This is a genomic window from Amycolatopsis sp. NPDC101161 (genome assembly GCF_044768185.1).
Classification (GTDB): Bacteria; Actinomycetota; Actinomycetes; order Mycobacteriales; family Pseudonocardiaceae; genus Amycolatopsis.
In genome coordinates, this window is record NZ_JBIWPI010000001.1 from 949923 (window position 1) to 967539 (window position 17617).

Consider the following 17617-nt stretch of genomic DNA (forward strand, 5'->3'; position numbering starts at 1 on the left):
TCCTGCCCGGAAGGTAGCGAAGACGATGACCGTGCAAGACACGCCGGCCGAAACGGACGGTACGGCGCCGAGAACCGCCGGCCTCGCGGAACTGTTCGCCGCACGGGCGCTCTCGGCGCCGGACGCCGTCGCCGTGGAGGGCGCCGGCGTCCGGCTGACCTGCGGTGACCTGCACGAACGGGCCGATCGGCTCGCCGCCCACCTCGTGCGGCTCGGCGTGCGGCCGGAGGACCGCGTCGGGCTGCTGCTCGACCGGTCGGCGGAGCTGGTCGTCGCCGAGCTGGCCGTGGTGACGGCCGGGGGCGCGTACGTGCCCCTCGACCGCCGCGCGCCGGACAGCCGGCTGCGCACCCTCCTGGCCGACGCGGGGGTGTCGGTGCTGGTGACCGACGACCCCGGCCGGGCCGCCGCGATCCACAGTGGACTCACCGTGCACGCGGCGGAACCGTTGCCGGACGCGGAGTTCGTCGTGCCGCCGGCGGACCCGGACCGGCTGGCGTACCTGATGCACACGTCGGGCTCGACCGGGACGCCCAAGGGGGTGGCCGTCCGGCACCGCGACGTCGTGGCGCTCGCCGCGGACCGCCGCTTCGCCGGCGGCGCCCACGAGCGGGTGCTGCTGCACTCGCCGGTCGCCTTCGACGCTTCGACGTACGAACTGTGGGTGCCGCTGCTGGGCGGCGGCACCGTGGTGGTCGCCCCGCCCGGCGACCTCGACGTCGAGACGCTGCGGACCGTGCTCGCGCGGCACCGCGTGACGGCGCTCTGGCTGACGGCGGGCCTCTTCCGCGTCGTCGCCCAGGAGGCGCCGGACTGCTTCCGCGGCGTACGCGAGGTCTGGACCGGCGGCGACGTCGTCCCGGCCGAGTCCGTCCGGCGCGTGCTGCGGGCGTGCCCGGGCCTGACCGTGGTCGACGGCTACGGCCCGACCGAGACGACCACGTTCGCCACCTCCCACCGGCTCCCGTCGGCGGACCGGGTGCCGGCGGCCGTGCCGATCGGCCGCCCGCTCGACGACGTGCGCGCGTACGTCCTGGACGGCGACCTCACCCCGGTCGCCGACGGCGAACCCGGCGAACTCCACCTGGCCGGCGCCGGGCTGGCCCGCGGCTACTGGGCAAGGCCCGGCGCGACGGCGGAGAAGTTCGTCGCCGACCCGGCCGGCGAGCCCGGCGAGCGCATGTACCGCACCGGAGATCTGGTGCGCCGCACCGGAACCGGCGAGCTGGAGTTCCTCGGCCGGGTCGACGACCAGGTCAAGGTCCGCGGCTTCCGGGTCGAGCTGGGCGAGATCGAGACCGTGCTCGCCGCGGCCCCCGGCGTCGCCGAGGTCGTCGTGGTGGCCCGCGAGGACCGGCCCGGCGTCAAGCGCCTGGTGGCCTACGTGGTGGGGGAGCCGGGCGACCTCGAAGCGGCGGCGGCCGCGTCGCTGCCCGACTACATGGTGCCGTCGGCGTTCGTCGTGCTCGACGCGCTTCCGTTGAGCAGCAACGGAAAAATCGACCGCCGTGCCCTGCCTGCACCGCCCGCCGAGGCCGCGGAAAGCGCCGAGCCGCGGACGGACACCGAGCGTGCCGTGGCGGCGGTCCTGGCGGAGGTGCTGGGCGTCGAGCGCCTCGGCGTCGACGAAGACTTCTTCGCCCTCGGCGGCGACTCGATCCTGGCGGTCCAAGCGCTTTCGCGGCTGCGCCGGGAGTTCGGCGCCGGACTGTCGGCGCGGACGCTGTTCGACGCGCCCACCGTGGCCGCCTTGGCGAGCGTCCTCGAGAAAGCACCGCAAGATGACGCCGCGATCCCGGTCGCGCCACCGTCGGACGTGCTCCCGCTGTCCCCGGCCCAGCGGCGGTTGTGGTTCCTCGACGAGCTGACCGGCGGCAGCGCCGAGTACAACACCGGCGTCGGGCTCCGGCTGTCCGGCCCGCTCGACGTCGACGCGCTGCGCGGGGCGCTGGCGTCGCTCTGCGCTCGGCACGAATCGCTGCGGACGACGTTCGGGGACGGCGTCCAGCGGATCGCGCCCACGGGCGACATCCCGTTGCGCATCAGCGAGGAACGGCCGGACGACGACGTGCTGAAGGCCGAGCTGAGCGAGCCGTTCGACCTGCGGACCGGCCCGCTGACCCGCGCCACGCTGTTCCCGCTCGGCCCCGGCGAGCACCTGCTCCTGCTGTGCCAGCACCACATCGTCACCGACGGCCGCTCGATCGGCGTGCTCACCGGAGAACTCCTCGACTTCTACAGCGGCGTGACCCCGCCGCCGCTGCCCCTGGGCTACCGCGACTACACGCACTGGAGGCTCCAGTCCACTTCGGACGACCAGCTCGGCTACTGGCGCGAAACCCTGGCCGGCATCGAACCGCTCGCCCTCCCGGCGGACCGGCCCCGCCCGCCGCAGCGCACGACCGACGGCGCGGTGCACCGCCTCGACCTCCCGGCCGATCTGGTCCGCCGGCTCGCCGACGCCGGCCGTCCGCACGGCGCCACGCTCTTCATGACGCTCACCGCCGCGGTGCAGGTGCTCCTGGCGGCCTACAGCGGGCAGCGCGACGTCGCCGTCGGCACCGCCGTCGCCGGGCGCGACCGGGCCGAACTCGAGGCACTGACCGGGTTCTTCGTCAACACCCTCGTCCTGCGGTCCGTTGTGGATGGTGACCGGTCGTTCGAGGACTTCCTCGGCGAGTTCCGGGAGACCGTGCTGGCGGCGTTCGCCCACGGCGACGTCCCCTTCGACCGCGTCGTCGAAGAGGTGCAGCCGGACCGCGACCCCTCCCGGACGCCGCTGGTGCAGGCCGTCGTCGTCCTGCAGACCCCGCTGGTGGCTCCCCGCGAGGTCGCCGGCCTGCGGGTGAGCGAGTACGACCTGCCGCGCCCGTCGGCCCGGTTCGACCTGGTCGTCGAGTTCTGGCCGCATGGGGACGGCTTGCGCGTCACCGTCGAGTACGCCACCGCGCTCTTCGACGCGGCCACGATCGAGCGCCTCACGCGCAGCCTGGAGACGCTGCTGACCGGGATCGCGGCCGACCCCGCGCGCCCGGTGGGCGATCTCCCGCTGCTCACCGACGAAGACCGCCGCTTCCTGCTCCCGGCGAACACCAAGAGCGCCGACGGCACCGTCCCGGACCTCTTCGACCGCCGAGCCGACCGCCACCCGGACGCGACGGCCGTGGTCGGCGACGACGAGCTGACCTACCGCGAACTGAAGAACCGCGCCGACCGGCTCGCGCGGCGGCTGGTCCGGCTCGGCGTCCGCCCGGAGGACCGCGTCGGCGTGCTCATGGACCGCTCGGCCGACCAGGTCGTCGCCGTGTTCGCGATCCTCAAGGCCGGCGCCGCCTACCTCCCGCTGGACCTGCGGGCCCCGGCGGACCGGATGCGGCTGGTCCTCGACGGCACCCCGCTGCTGCTCACCGACGAGCACTGGCAGGACACCGCGGCCGACGTCCACCCGGCCCCCTTCGTCGTCGCGGACGTCGACGAGCCCACGTCGGCGCCGGACCTCGCGCTCGATCCGCACCACCTGGCCTACGTCGAGTACACCTCCGGGTCCACCGGCGTCCCGAAGGGCGTGGCCGTGCGGCACGCGGACGTCGTGGCGCTCGCCGCCGACCCGCGGTTCGCCGGCGGCGCCCACGAGCGGGTGCTGCTGCACTCACCGCTCGCGTTCGACGCCTCGACCTACGAGCTGTGGGTGCCGCTGCTCACCGGCGGCACCGTCGTGGTCGCGCCGCCCGGCGACCTGGACGCCGACGCCCTCCGCCAGCTCACGGCCGACTACAAGATCACGGCGCTGTGGCTGACCGCCGGGCTCTTCCGGCTCTTCGCCGAAGACGACCCGGAGTGCTTCGCCGGCTTGCGCGAGGTCTGGACCGGCGGCGACGTCGTCCCGCCGGCCGCCGCGCGCCGGGTGCTCGACAGCTGCCCGGGGCTCACGGTCGTCGACGGCTACGGCCCGACCGAGACCACCACGTTCGCCTCGTCGTTCCCGATGCCGTCGGCGGACGCGGTCCCCGAGACCGTCCCGATCGGCACGCCCCTGGCCGGCATGCGGATCTACCTGCTCGACGACCGGCTCCGGCTGGTGCCGCGCGGCGCGCTCGGCGAGGTCTGCATCGCCGGCGCCGGCCTCGCCCGCGGGTACTTCGCCCGGCCCGGCGCGACCGCCGAGCGGTTCGTCGCCGACCCGTTCGGGGCCCCGGGTGACCGGATGTACCGCACCGGCGACCGCGGCCGCTGGCGCACCGACGGCACCCTGGAGTTCGCCGGCCGGGCCGACGACCAGGTCAAGATCCGCGGCTTCCGCGTCGAACCCGCCGAGGCCGAACGCGTGCTGGCCGCCCAGCCGGGCGTCGCGCAGGCCGTCGTGGCCGTCCGCGTCACCGGCGCGCGCAAGCAGCTCGCCGGGTACGTCGTCCCGGGCGAGGGGTCCACTGTGGACGTCGAGTCGCTTCGTCGGGGGATGGGCCGCACGCTGCCGGACTACCTGGTGCCGTCGGCGATCGTCGTCCTGGACGCCTTGCCGCTCAACGCCAACGGCAAGGTCGACCGGCACGCCCTGCCCGAGCCGCGCTTCGAGTCCACGGGGGACCGGACGCCGCGCACCGAGCGGGAAGCCGTCCTCGCCGGGATCTGGGCCGACGTGCTCGGCGTCGAACGCGTCGGCGTCGAGGACAACTTCTTCGCCCTCGGCGGCGATTCGATCCTCAGCATCCAGGTCAGCGCCCGGGCCCGGCGCGCGGGCCTCGCCGTGACCACGGCGGACCTGTTCCGGCACCAGACGATCGCGGCCCTCGCCCCGGTGATCGGGGACGCCGCCGCGAACCCGGACCGCGGGCCGGTGACCGGCGACGTCGTGCTCACGCCGATCCAGCGCTGGTTCTTCGAGACCGTCACCGTGCCGTACCGGTTCGACCAGGCGATCGCGGTCGACCTCGCGGGCAACGTCGGCGAGGTCGCCCTCGCCACGGCGCTGGCCGCGCTGGCCGAGCACCACGACGCCCTGCGGATGCGGTTCGAGCCCGACGGCGACGGCTGGCGGCAGCACAACGCCCCCGTCGGCGAGGGGCACTCGATGCTGCGGTGGGCGCTGTCCGGCGAGCCCGGCCGGCGCGTGCTGCACCTGGCCGCGCACCACCTGGTCGTCGACGGCGTGTCGTGGCGGCTGCTGCTCGAAGACCTCGACCGCGCCTACCACCAGGTCACCCGCGGCGAAGCGGTCGACCTCGGCCCGCGGACGACGTCGTTCCGCGACTGGGCCGCCAAGCTCGCCGAGCACGCCGAAGCCGGGGGCTTCGACGACGAACTCGACCACTGGCGGCGCCTGCCCGAGGCGGCCCCGATCCCGGTCGACGGCCACGGCGCGAACACGGTCGGCCGGGCCCGCGAGGTCACCGTCCGGCTCACCGCCGAGGAGACGCGGGCCCTGCTGCGGCAAGTGCCCGAGGTCTACCGGACGCAGGTCAACGACGTGCTGCTGACCGCGCTCGGCCGCGTGCTGGGGGAGTGGACCGGGCACGTCCCGGTGATCGACCTCGAAGGCCACGGCCGCGAAGAACTGTTCGACGACGTCGACCTCTCGCGGACGGTCGGCTGGTTCACCAGCATGTTCCCGGTCGCGCTCGACGTCCCGGACGACTGGGGCACCGCGCTGAAGGCGGTCAAGGAACAGCTGCGGGCGGTGCCGCGCCGAGGGATCGGCTACGGCGCCCTGCGGTACCTGACCGGGACGGCGCCGGTGATCACGCCGCCCATCAGCTTCAACTACCTCGGCCAGTTCGACCTGCCCGGCGACCTCTACGCCGGCCTGCACCGCGAGCTGACCCTCGACGCCGACCCCAGCGACAGCCGCCCCCACCTCCTGGAGGTCGTCGGCCGGGTCGACGGCGACACGCTCGAATTCGGCTGGCACTACGCCGAAGGCGTCCACGACGAAGCCACCGTCAAGCGGCTGGCCGACGGGATGCTGGCCGCGCTGCGGGCGATCGCCGCGCACTGCGCGGACCCGGCCGCGGGCGGCCGGACCCCAGCCGACTTCCCGCTCGCGGACCTCGACCAGTCCACTCTGGACGAACTGGTCGGCGACGGCCGCGAAGTCGAAGACGTCTACCCGCTGACGCCGATGCAGGCCGGGATGGTCTTCCACGACCTGGCCCAGCCCGGCGAACGCGTCTACTTCGAACAGATCTCGTTCACCCTCGACGACGTGCCCGACCCGCGCCGGCTCGGGGAAGCGTTCCAGCGGATCGTCGACCGGACCCCGGTGCTGCGCACCCGGATCGTCTGGGACGGCGTGCCCGAGCCGCTCCAGATCGTCCAGCGCACCGCCGAACTCCCGGTCACCTACGACGTCGACGAAGCCGAGTACCTCGCCGCGGATCTGGCCGAAGGGCTGGACCTGACGAAAGCGCCGCTGGCCCGGCTGGCCGTCGCGAAGGTGTCCGGGACGACCGTGCGCGTGATCTGGACGTTCCACCACGTCCTGCTCGACGGCTGGAGCGTCTTCGGCATCCTCGACGACGTCGTCGCGCTGCTGCGCGAAAAAGAACCGCCTTCGCGGCGGCCGTTCCGCGAGTACGCGGCCTGGCTGGCCGACCAGGACGAGACCCTCGCCGAGACGTACTGGCGGGCCGAACTCGCCGGCGTGACGCCCACCCCGTTACCCGGCGACCGAGCTTCGGGTCGCGCCCACTCGGCCAGTTCCAGCGCCCGCGTCCCTCTCGAACTCGACGACGCCGGGTCGGCGGCGGTGTACGCCTTCGCCCGCCGCCACCGGCTGACGGTGAACACCCTTGTCCAGGGCGCCTGGGCGGCCTTGCTGTCCCGCTACAGCGGAGAATCCGAAGTCTGCTTCGGCGCGACGGTGTCCGGCCGCCCGGCCGAACTGGCCGGCGCGGACGACATCCCCGGCCTGTTCATCAACACGCTCCCGGTGCGCGTCCGGCTCGACAGCGACCACGGCGTCGCTGCCTGGCTGCGCGAACTCCAGGCCGCGCAGGCGGAGGCCCGCCGGTTCGGCCACGTCGGGCTGCCCCGGCTGCAGACGTGGAGCGGCAGCGGCGGCAGCCTGTTCGACAGCATCGTCGTGTTCGAGAACTACCCGGTCGACGAAGTCTCCGGGCTGCGGGACGTCCGGGCGGCCGAGCGCACCAACTACCCGCTCGGGCTGGTCGCCTACCCGGGCCGCCGGCTGTCGCTGGTGCTGACCCACGACCCGGCGCTCATCGCCCCGGCGGTCGCCGCGCGGCTCGCCGCCCACCTCGAAGCCCTGGTGCGGGGCATGGTCGCCGCGCCGGACGAACCGGTGACGCGGGTGCCGATGCTGTCCGCCGCCGAGGTCCGGCAGCTGGTCGCCGACCGGAACGACACCGCGGTCCCGGTGCCGGCGGTGACCGTGCCCGAGCTGTTCGCGGCCCGCGTCCGCAGCCATCCGGGCGCGGTCGCGCTGGTGACCGACGACCGGAGCGTCACCTACGGCGAGCTCGACGTCCGCGCTAACCGGCTGGCCCACCGGCTGCTGGACCTCGGCGTCCGGCCCGAGGACCGGGTCGCCGTCCTGATGGACCGCTCGCCCGCGCTCGTCGTCGCCGAACTGGCGATCCTCAAGGCCGGCGGCGCGTACCTGCCGCTGGACCTGCGCGCCCCGGCCGACCGGCTGCGGTTGCTGCTCGCCGAAGCCGGGGCCGACGTCCTGGTCGCCGACGAGACCTGGCTGGCGACCGCTCGCGAAGTCCACAGTGGACCGATTGTGACCGGCGCGGACGACCAGCCGGAGACCGCGCCGGACGTGGCCCTCGAGCCCGACCAGCTCGCCTACGTCATCTACACGTCCGGGTCGACGGGCAAGCCCAAGGGCGTGGCCGCGCGGCACCGCGACGTCGTCACGCTGGCCGCGGACCGGCGGTTCGCCCCGCACGACCGGGTGCTGCTGCACTCGCCGCAGGCCTTCGACGCCTCGACGTACGAGCTGTGGGTGCCGCTGCTGAACGGCGGCACGGTCGTGCTCGCCCCGCCCGGCGACCTCGACGTCCACACGCTCGGCCGCGCGCTCACGACGCACGGCGTCACCGGCGCGTTCCTCACCACCGGGCTGTTCCGGCTGGTCGCCCAGGAAGCCCCCGAGGTCTTCGCCGGGCTGCGCGAAGTCTGGACCGGTGGCGACGCCGTGCCCGCGGCCGCCCTGCGCCGCGTCCAGGCCGCCTGCCCCGGTCTCCTCGTCGCCGACGTCTACGGCCCGACCGAAACCACCACCTTCGCGACCGTGCACCCGCTGCCCGGCGAGATCCCCGACGTCGTCCCGATCGGGGCGCCGCTGGACAACACGCGCGTCTACGTCCTGGACGGCGACCTGCGGCTGGCCCCGCCGGGGGCGCCCGGCGAGCTGCACATCGCCGGCGCCGGGCTGGCGCGCGGCTACCTCGGCCGGCCGGGCCTGACCGCGGACCGGTTCGTCGCGGACCCGTTCGGGCCGCCGGGGGAGCGGATGTACCGCACCGGCGACCTCGTGCGCTGGACCGACGACGGCGCGCTCGAGTTCGTCGGCCGCGTCGACGAGCAGGTCAAGGTCCGCGGGTTCCGCGTCGAGCCGAGCGAGATCGAGGCGGCGCTCGGCGAGCACCCGGACGTCGTGCAGGCGGCGGTGCTGGCCCGCGCGGACGGCGGCGTGAAGCGGCTGGTCGCCTACGTGGTCGGCGAAACCGCCGGGCTGGCGGAGTTCCTCGGCCGGACGCTGCCGGACTACATGGTGCCCGCCGCGTTCGTCCGGCTGGACCGGTTCCCGGTGAACGTCAACGGCAAGCTCGACCGGACCGCGTTGCCCGCGCCCGACTTCGGCGGCCGGGAGCACGTGGCCCCGCGCACCGACCGCGAACGCGTGGTCACCGAAATCTGGGCGGAGGTGCTGGGCGTCGAGCGCGTCGGCGCGACCGACGACTTCTTCTCCCTCGGCGGCGATTCGATCCTCAGCATCCAGGTCGTGTCCCGTGCCCGCCGGGCCGGGCTGGAGCTGCTGCCCGGCGACTTGTTCGCCCACCGCACGCCGGCCGCGCTAGCCGCGGCCGCGCGCATCGCGACCGAGACCGTCGACCGCGGTCCGGTCAGCGGTTCGGTGCCGCTGACGCCGATCCAGCGCTGGTTCTTCGCGACGCAGACCGCCGCGCCGGACCACTTCCACCAGTTCGTCCACTTAGGACCGGACACCGTGGACGCCGGCGTGGCCCGCCAGGCCGTCGACGCCCTGCTGGCGCACCACGATGCCCTCCGGATGCGTTTCACCCACGACGAAAACGGGTGGCACCAGGAGAACGGCCCGGTCGGCGCCGAGACCCCGCTCGTCCGCCTCGACGTCTCCGAACACGGCGTCAAGCTCGCCGTGCACCACCTCGTCGTCGACGGCGTGTCCTGGCGCGTGCTCATCGAGGACTTCGAACGCGCCTACGAGCAGGCGCTGAGCGGCGAGCCGATCGACCTCGGCCCGCGCACGACGTCGTTTCGCGAGTGGGCCACCCGCCTGACCGAGCACGCCGAGTCTGGCGGCTTCGACGACGAGCTCGCCCACTGGCGCGGCCTGCCCGAAGTGACGCCGATCCCGGTCGACGGCGAAGGGGACACGACGGTCGCGGGGATGCGGTCGGTGACCGTCCGGTTGCCTGAACCGCAGACGAACGCGCTGCTGCGCGAGGTTCCGCCGGTCTACCGGACGCAGGTCAACGACGTGCTGCTGACCGCGCTCGGCCGGGTGCTGCGGGACTGGACCGGGGCGACGCCGGTCGTCGACCTCGAAGGCCACGGCCGCGAAGACCTGTTCGCCGATGTCGACTTGTCGAGGACGGTCGGCTGGTTCACCAGCGTGTTCCCGGTGGCCCTGGACGTCCCGGCCGACTGGGGTACCGCACTCAAGGCCGTGAAGGAACAGCTGCGTGCGGTTCCGCGGCGGGGCATCGGCTACGGCGCCCTGCGGTACCTGGCCGATGCGGCCCCGGCGATCGACCCGCAGGTCAGCTTCAACTACCTCGGGCAGTTCGGCTCCGGGCGCCTCGAATCCGACGAGAGCCCGCGTTCGGCGCGGGCGCACTTGCTCGACGTCGTCGGCCGCGTCGAAGCCGGCGAACTGGAGCTGACCTGGTACTACGCCGACGGTGTCCACAAGGAATCCACAGTGGACAAGCTGGCCGCCGCGATGCTCGACGCCCTGCGCGAGATCGTCCGGCACTGCGCGGAACCCGGCGCGGGCGGCCGGACGCCGGCCGACTTCCCCCTCGCCGCGCTCGATCAGTCCACTCTGGACGAACTGGTCGGCGACGGGCGCGCGGTCGAGGACGTCTACCCGCTGACGCCGATGCAGTCCGGCATGGTCTTCCACGCGCTTTCCCAGCGCGAGGAACGCGTCTACTTCCAGCAGGTCTCCTTCGTGCTCGACGGCGTTCGCGACCCGGCCGCGCTCGACCGCGCGTGGCGGCGGGTCGTCGACCGGACGCCGGTGCTGCGGACGCGGATCGTGTGGGAGGACGTGCCCGAGCCCGTCCAGGTCGTGCAGCGGCACGTCGACGTCCCGATCACCCACCACGACTGGCGCGGCCACACGGCCGATGAGCGGGACCGGGCCTGGCAGGACCTCCTCGAAGCCGACCGCGCCCGCGGTCTCGACCTCACCGAGACGCCGCTGCTGCGGCTGGTGCTCGCGCGGCTGTCCGACACCGAAGTCCGCGTGCTGTGGACGTTCCACCACGTGCTGCTCGACGGCTGGAGCGTCTTCGGCGTGCTGTCCGACGTCTTCGCCGCCTACGCCGGCGCTGAGCTGCCCGAGCGGCCGCCGTTCCGCGACTACGTGGCCTGGCTGGCCCGCCAGGACGACTCCGCGGCCGAACGGCACTGGCGAGCGGAACTCGGCGACCTCGTCGCCCCGGCCCGGCTGCCCTTCGACCGCGTGCCCGCGCAGGCCCACACCACCCGGTCTTCGCGGTGGCTGCGCATCCCGCTCGAAAACTCCGAGCGGTTGCGGGACGCGGCCCGGCGCGCCGGGCTCACGGTGAACACAGTGCTGCAGGGCGCGTGGGCGCTGCTGCTGGCCCGCCTCTGCGGCGAGCCGGACGTCTGCTTCGGCACGACCGTGTCCGGCCGCCCGGTCGAGCTGCCCGGCGCCGACGACGTCACCGGCATCTTCATCAACACCCTGCCCGTGCGCGTGACCGTGGCAGGGTCGTCGGTGGCGGAGTGGCTGACCGCGTTGCAGGGCCGTCAGGTCGAGTCGCGCCGGTACGGGCACCTGCCGCTGACGAAGCTGCAGGCGTGGAGCGGCAGTTCGGGAAGTCTGTTCGACAGCATCGTCGTGTTCGAGAACTACCCGGCCGACACCGCGGCGGCGCACGGCCTGAGCTTGCGGGACGTCGACGCGGCCGAGACGACCAACTACCCGCTCAGCGTCGTCGCCTCGCCGGGGGAGCGGATCACCTTCGACGTCGGCTACGACCCCGACCTGTTCGACACCGCGACGGCCGAGCGGATCGCCCGGCAGCTCACCGGCGTCCTCGACGCCTTCGCCGCGGACCTGGACCGGCCCCTGGCCGAGGTCGACCTGCTCACCGACACCGAACGCCACCAGGTGCTGGTCGAGTGGAACGCCACCGCACATCCGCTGCCCGAGGGCGATCTGGCCGCGTTGTTCGCCGCGCAGGTCGAGCGCACGCCGGACGCCGTCGCGTTGACCGGCGACGGCCTCCGAATGACTTACGCCGAACTGGACGGGGCCGCCGACCGGCTCGCGCGGTACCTGGTGTCGCTCGGCGCCGGGCCCGAACGCCTGGTCGGGGTGCTCATGGAGCGCTCGCCCCGGCTGCTCGTCACCGAGCTGGCGATCATCAAGGCGGGCGCGGCCTACCTGCCACTGGACACCCGCGCGCCGGCGGCGCGCCTCAAGACCCTCCTCACGGGCGTCACCATCCTCGTCGCCGACGAGACCTGGGCCTGGACCGCCCGGGCGATCCACAATGGACTCGTCGTCGGGCCGGACGACCGGACGGCGGACGTGCCGCTGCCCGCCGCTGACCCGGACAACCTCGCGTACGTGATGTACACGTCCGGCTCGACCGGCACGCCGAAGGGCGTGGCCGTGCGCCGGCGGGACGTCGTGGCGCTGGCCGCCGACCACCGGTTCGGCCCGCACGACCGGGTGCTGCTGCACTCGCCGCACTCGTTCGACGCCTCGACGTACGAACTCTGGGTGCCGCTGCTCGGCGGCGGCACGGTCGTCGTGGCACCGCCGGGTGACCTCGACGTCGACACCCTCGGCCGGCTGCTCACCACGCACGGCGTGACCGGCGCGTTCCTCACGACCGGGCTGTTCCGGCTGGTCGCCCAGGAGGCCCCGGAGGTGTTCGCGGGGATGCGGGAGGTGTGGACCGGCGGCGACGCCGTGCCGGCCGCCGCCCTGCGCCGGGTCCGGGAAGCCTGCCCGGACACCGTGGTCGCCGACGTCTACGGCCCCACCGAAACCACGACCTTCGCGACCGTGTACCCGATGCCCGGGGCGGTCCCGGACGTCGTCCCGATCGGGCGGCCCCTGGACAACATGCGCGCCTACGTCCTCGGCCCGGACCTGCGGCCGGTGCCGCCCGGCGCCCCGGGCGAGCTGTACCTCGCCGGGGAAGGCCTGGCGCGCGGGTACCTCGGCCGGCCCGGCCTGACGGCCGAGCGGTTCGTCGCCGACCCGTTCGGGCCGGCGGGGGAGCGGATGTACCGCACCGGCGATCTCGTGCGCTGGAGCGGTGAGGGCGCGCTCGAGTTCGTCGGCCGCGCCGACGAGCAGGTCAAGGTGCGCGGGTTCCGGATCGAGCCCGGCGAGATCGAGGCCGCGCTGGCCGCGCACCCCGGGATCGCCCAGGCCGCGGTGGTGGCGCGCGAAGACCACGGCGTCAAGCGCCTGGTCGCCTACTTCACCGGTGACGCGGGCGACCTGGCCGAGTTCCTCGGGCAGACCCTGCCGGACTACATGGTCCCGGCGGCGTTCGTCCGGCTCGAGACCTTCCCCTTGAACGTCAACGGGAAGCTCGACCGGAACGCCCTGCCTGCCCCGGACTTCGCCGCGGCCGGCACCCACCGGGCGCCGTCGACCGAGGCCGAGCGGGCGCTGGCCGCGATCTGGACGGACGTGCTCGGCGTCGAGGACGTCGGCGCCGAGACGAACTTCTTCGAGCTGGGCGGCGACTCGATCCTCAGCATCCAGGTCGTCTCCCGCGCCCGCCGCGCCGGGCTGACGCTGCTGCCGCACGACGTCTTCCGGCACCCGACCCTGGCCGCGCTCGCGGCGCACGCGAGCGTCGACGACGGTCCGCGCGCCGAGCAGGGCCCGGTCACCGGCGAGGCACCGCTCACGCCGATCCAGCGGTGGTACTTCGAGACCCAGCCCGCGCGGTTCGACCAGCGCGTGGTCCTCGAGTTCCCCGAGGACGTCGACGAGCAGGCCCTGCGCCGGGCGCTGGAGACGGTGTGGGCCCACCACGACGCCCTTCGCCTGCGGTTCGAGGACGACACACAGCACGGCGAGCCGGTGTGGCCCGCCGACCTGTGCACCGACGACGTCTCGTTCGACCTCGGTCGCGGGCCGCTGCTGAACGCCGTCCTCGACGGGCGGCGGCTGCTGCTGGCCGCGCACCACCTCGTCGTCGACGGCGTCTCGTGGCGGATCCTCCTGGAGGACTTCCACGCCGCCTACCGCGGTGAAGCTCTCGCGCCGAAGACGACGTCGTTCCTCGCCTGGGCGCGGAAACTGGCCGAGCACGCCGAAGCCGGCGGTTTCGACGACGAACTCGACCACTGGCGGAGCCTGCCGCCGGTGCCGCCGCTGCCCGCCGACGGCGAGGGCCCGGCCACTGTCGCCGACAGCCGCGAAGTCACCGTCCGGCTCACCGCCGACGAGACGCGGGCGCTGCTGCACGACGTCCCCGAGGTCTACCGGACGCAGGTCAACGACGTGCTGCTGACCGCGCTCGGCCGGGTGCTGCGGGACTGGACCGGGCACACCCCCGTCGTCGACCTCGAAGGCCACGGCCGCGAGGAGCTGTTCGACGACGTCGATCTGTCCCGGACGGTCGGCTGGTTCACCACGATGTTCCCGGTCGCGCTGGACGTCCCGGACGACTGGGGCACCGCGCTGAAGTCGGTCAAGGAGCAGCTGCGGGCGGTGCCGCGGCGCGGCATCGGCTACGGCGCCCTGCGGTACCTGACCGGCACGGCCCCCGCGATCGACCCCCTGATCAGCTTCAACTACCTCGGCCGGTTCGACGACGCCGCCGGCGGGCTCGACGCCGACGTCGACCCGGACGCGCCCCGCACCCACGCCCTCGACGTCGTCGGCCGGGTCGTGGGCGGCGAGCTGGAGCTGGCCTGGTCGCACATCGCCGGCGTGCACCACCGGAGCACCGTCGAGAACCTCGCCGAGCGGATGCTGACGGCGTTGCGGGAGATCGTCGCGCACTGCGCCGAACCGGGCGCGGGAGGCCGGACCCCGTCGGACTTCCCGCTGGTGTCCCTGAGCCAGTCCACAGTGGACGACCTCGTCACCCGGGGCGCCGAGGACGTCTACCCGGTGACGCCGATGCAGGGCGGCATGGTGTTCCACGGGCTTTCCCAAGCCGCCCAGGGCTTGTACTTCGAGCAGGCGACGTTCGTGCTGGACGGCGTCACCGACGTCGACCGGCTCGCCGACGCCTGGCAGCGAGTTGTCGACCGCACGCCGATCCTGCGCACGGCGTTCGTCTGGGCCGGGGTCGCCGAGCCGGTCCAGGTCGTGCACCGCGGGGTCACCCTACCGGTCCGCCGCCTCGACTGGACCGGGCTGGACCACGACGAGGAGCTGCGGAAGCTCTTGGCCGAGGACCGCGCGGAAGGCCTCGACCTCGGGACGGCGCCACTGGCCCGGGTCGCGCTGGCCCGGCTCTCCGGCACGGAAGTCCAGGTGCTGTGGACGTTCCACCACGTCCTGCTCGACGGCTGGAGCGTCTTCCAGGTGCTCTCGGACGTCTGCACGGCCTACGCCGGGCAGCCGCTGCCCCCGCGGCCGCCGTTCCGCGAGTACCTCGCCTGGCTGGGCCGCCAGGACCAGGCGGACGCCGAACGCTTCTGGCGCGCCGCGCTCGACGGCGTCGAGGGCCCGACGCCGGTGCCCGCCGACCGGACGCCGGCCCCGGGCCACGCGCCCTGCTCGGCCGAGTGGCTGCCGGTCAAGCTCGACGAGACCGCCACGGCCCGGCTCGACGCGTTCGTCAAGCGCCACGGCCTCACCCACAACGTCGTGCTGCAAGGCGCCTGGGCGCTGCTGCTGTCGGTCTACAGTGGACGCGACGACGTCGTGTTCGGCGCCACCACCTCCGGCCGCCCGGCCGAGGTGCCCGGCGTGGACGACATCACCGGCATCTTCATCAACACCCTGCCGGTCCGGGCGGCTGTCGACCGCCGCGCCCGCGTGGCGGACTGGCTCGCCGGGCTGCAGGCCGCGCAGGCGGAGGCCCGCGGGCACGGCCACCTGCCGCTCGCCCGGGTGCAGGGCTGGGCGGGGCTGCCGGGCGGGGTCGACCTGTGCGCCAGCCTGGTGGTGTTCGAGAACTACCCGATCACCGGCGCGTCCGCCGGCCACGGGTTGAGCGTGCGCGGCCTGTCCGCGCGGGAGACGACCAACTTCCCGCTCACCGTGGTCGCCTCGCCGGGGGCCGAGCTGTCGGTCGACGTCGGGTACGACCCGGGCCTGTTCGACGCCGCGACGGTGTCGAGGCTGGCCGGGCACCTGCTGACCGTCGTCGGCGAGCTGGCCGCGGACGGCGACCGGGCTCTCGGCGCGGTCACGATGACCACGCCGGACGAGACCCGGCTGCTGGCGGAGTGGGCGGCGACCGGCGACGAGTCCCCGGCCCGGTCGCTGCCGGAGCTGTTCGCCGAGCAAGTTCGCACCCGGCCGGACGCGGTCGCGGCCATTCTTGATGGCGAGGCGGTCACCTACGCCGAGCTGAACCGGCGGGCCAACCGGCTCGCGAACCGCCTGGTGGGCTTGGGACTGCGGCCGGAGGAACCGGTCGGGCTCGCCGTGTGCCGCGCCGACGCCGTTGTCGCCGAGCTGGCCGTGGTCAAGGCCGGTGGCGCCTACCTGCCGATCGACACCCGCGCCCCGGCCGAGCGGCAGAAGCTGCTGCTCGACGGTGTCCGGTTCGTCGTCTCGGCGGACGAGTACCCGCTCGGGCGGACCGTGCTCCTGTCCACTGTGGACGATGAGTCCGCCGCGGACCCGGAGGTGGCCGTCGATCCGGACCAGGCGGCGTACGTGATGTACACGTCCGGTTCCACCGGGGTGCCGAAGGGTGTCGTGGTGCGCCACCGGGACGTGGCCGCGCTGGCCGCCGACGAGCGGTTCCGCGGTGGCGCGCACGACCGCGTCCTGCTGCACTCGCCGCTGGCCTTCGACGCCACGACGTACGAACTGTGGGTGCCGCTGCTGAACGGCGGCCGCGTGGTCGTCGCCCCCGGCGAAGGCGTCGACGCCCCGGCGTTGCGCGAGCTCATCCGCGAGCACGGCCTGACCGCGATGTGGATCACCGCCGGGCTCTTCCGCGTCCTCGCGCAGGAGACGCCGGACTGCTTCACCGGGCTGCACGAAGTCTGGACCGGCGGTGACGTCGTCCCGGCCACGTCGGTGCGGCGGGTCCTCTCCGCGTGCCCCGGGCTGCGGGTCGTCGACGGCTACGGCCCGACCGAGACCACGACGTTCGCGACTTCGCACCCGATGGGCGACGTGGTCCCGGACCGGATCCCGATCGGCCGGCCGCTCGACGGGGTGCGCGCCCGGGTCGTGGACACCGACCTGCACCCGGTGCCGCCGGGCGTCCCCGGCGAACTGTGCCTGGCCGGCGCGGGACTCGCCCGCGGCTACCGGGACCGGCCCGGGCTCACCGCGGACCGGTTCGTCGCCGACCCCCTCGGCGCACCGGGGGAGCGGATGTACCGCACCGGCGACCTCGTCCGCTGGACCGCCGAAGGCACCCTCGAGTTCCTCGGCCGCCGCGACGACCAGGTGAAGCTGCGCGGGTTCCGCGTCGAACCGGGCGAAGTCGAGACCGTGCTGGCCCGGCACCCGGACGTGGCGCAGGCCGCGGTCATCGTGCGGGAAGACCAGCCGGGCGCCAAGCAGCTGGTCGCCTACGTCGTGTCCGATGTGGACGAAGGCGCGCTGCGGGAGTTCCTGGCCCGCACGCTGCCGGACTACCTGGTGCCGACCGCGTTCGTCACGCTCGACCGGCTGCCGGTCAGCGCCAACGGCAAGGTCGACCGCCGCGCGCTGCCCGCCCCCGCCGCGCCGGAAACCCGGCACGTCGAACCGGAGACCGAAACCGAGCGCGCGCTCGCCGGGATCTGGGCCGAGGTGCTCGGCGTGGCCCGGGTCGGCGCCGAAGACAGCTTCTACGCCCTCGGCGGCGACTCCCTGCGGAGCCTGCAGATCGCCGCCCAAGCGAGCGCGCTGTTCGACGTCCGGCTCACCCCGGCCGACGTGCTGACCGCGCGCACGGTCGCCGGGCTCGCCGGAACCGTCGAGGAACTCATCCTGGGCGAGCTGGAAAGCCTCGCCTTCGACCAGGAATCGTGA

General features: G+C 74.2%; 1 protein-coding gene. It reads left to right on the forward strand.

Annotated elements, in window-relative coordinates; genetic code table 11:
* Positions 1-31 precede the first annotated feature (31 nt).
* Positions 32-17617 (forward strand): non-ribosomal peptide synthase/polyketide synthase, encoded by a 17586-nt coding sequence (locus ACIRSS_RS04765; RefSeq protein ID WP_400893382.1) that lies wholly within the window; start codon positions 32-34, stop codon positions 17615-17617.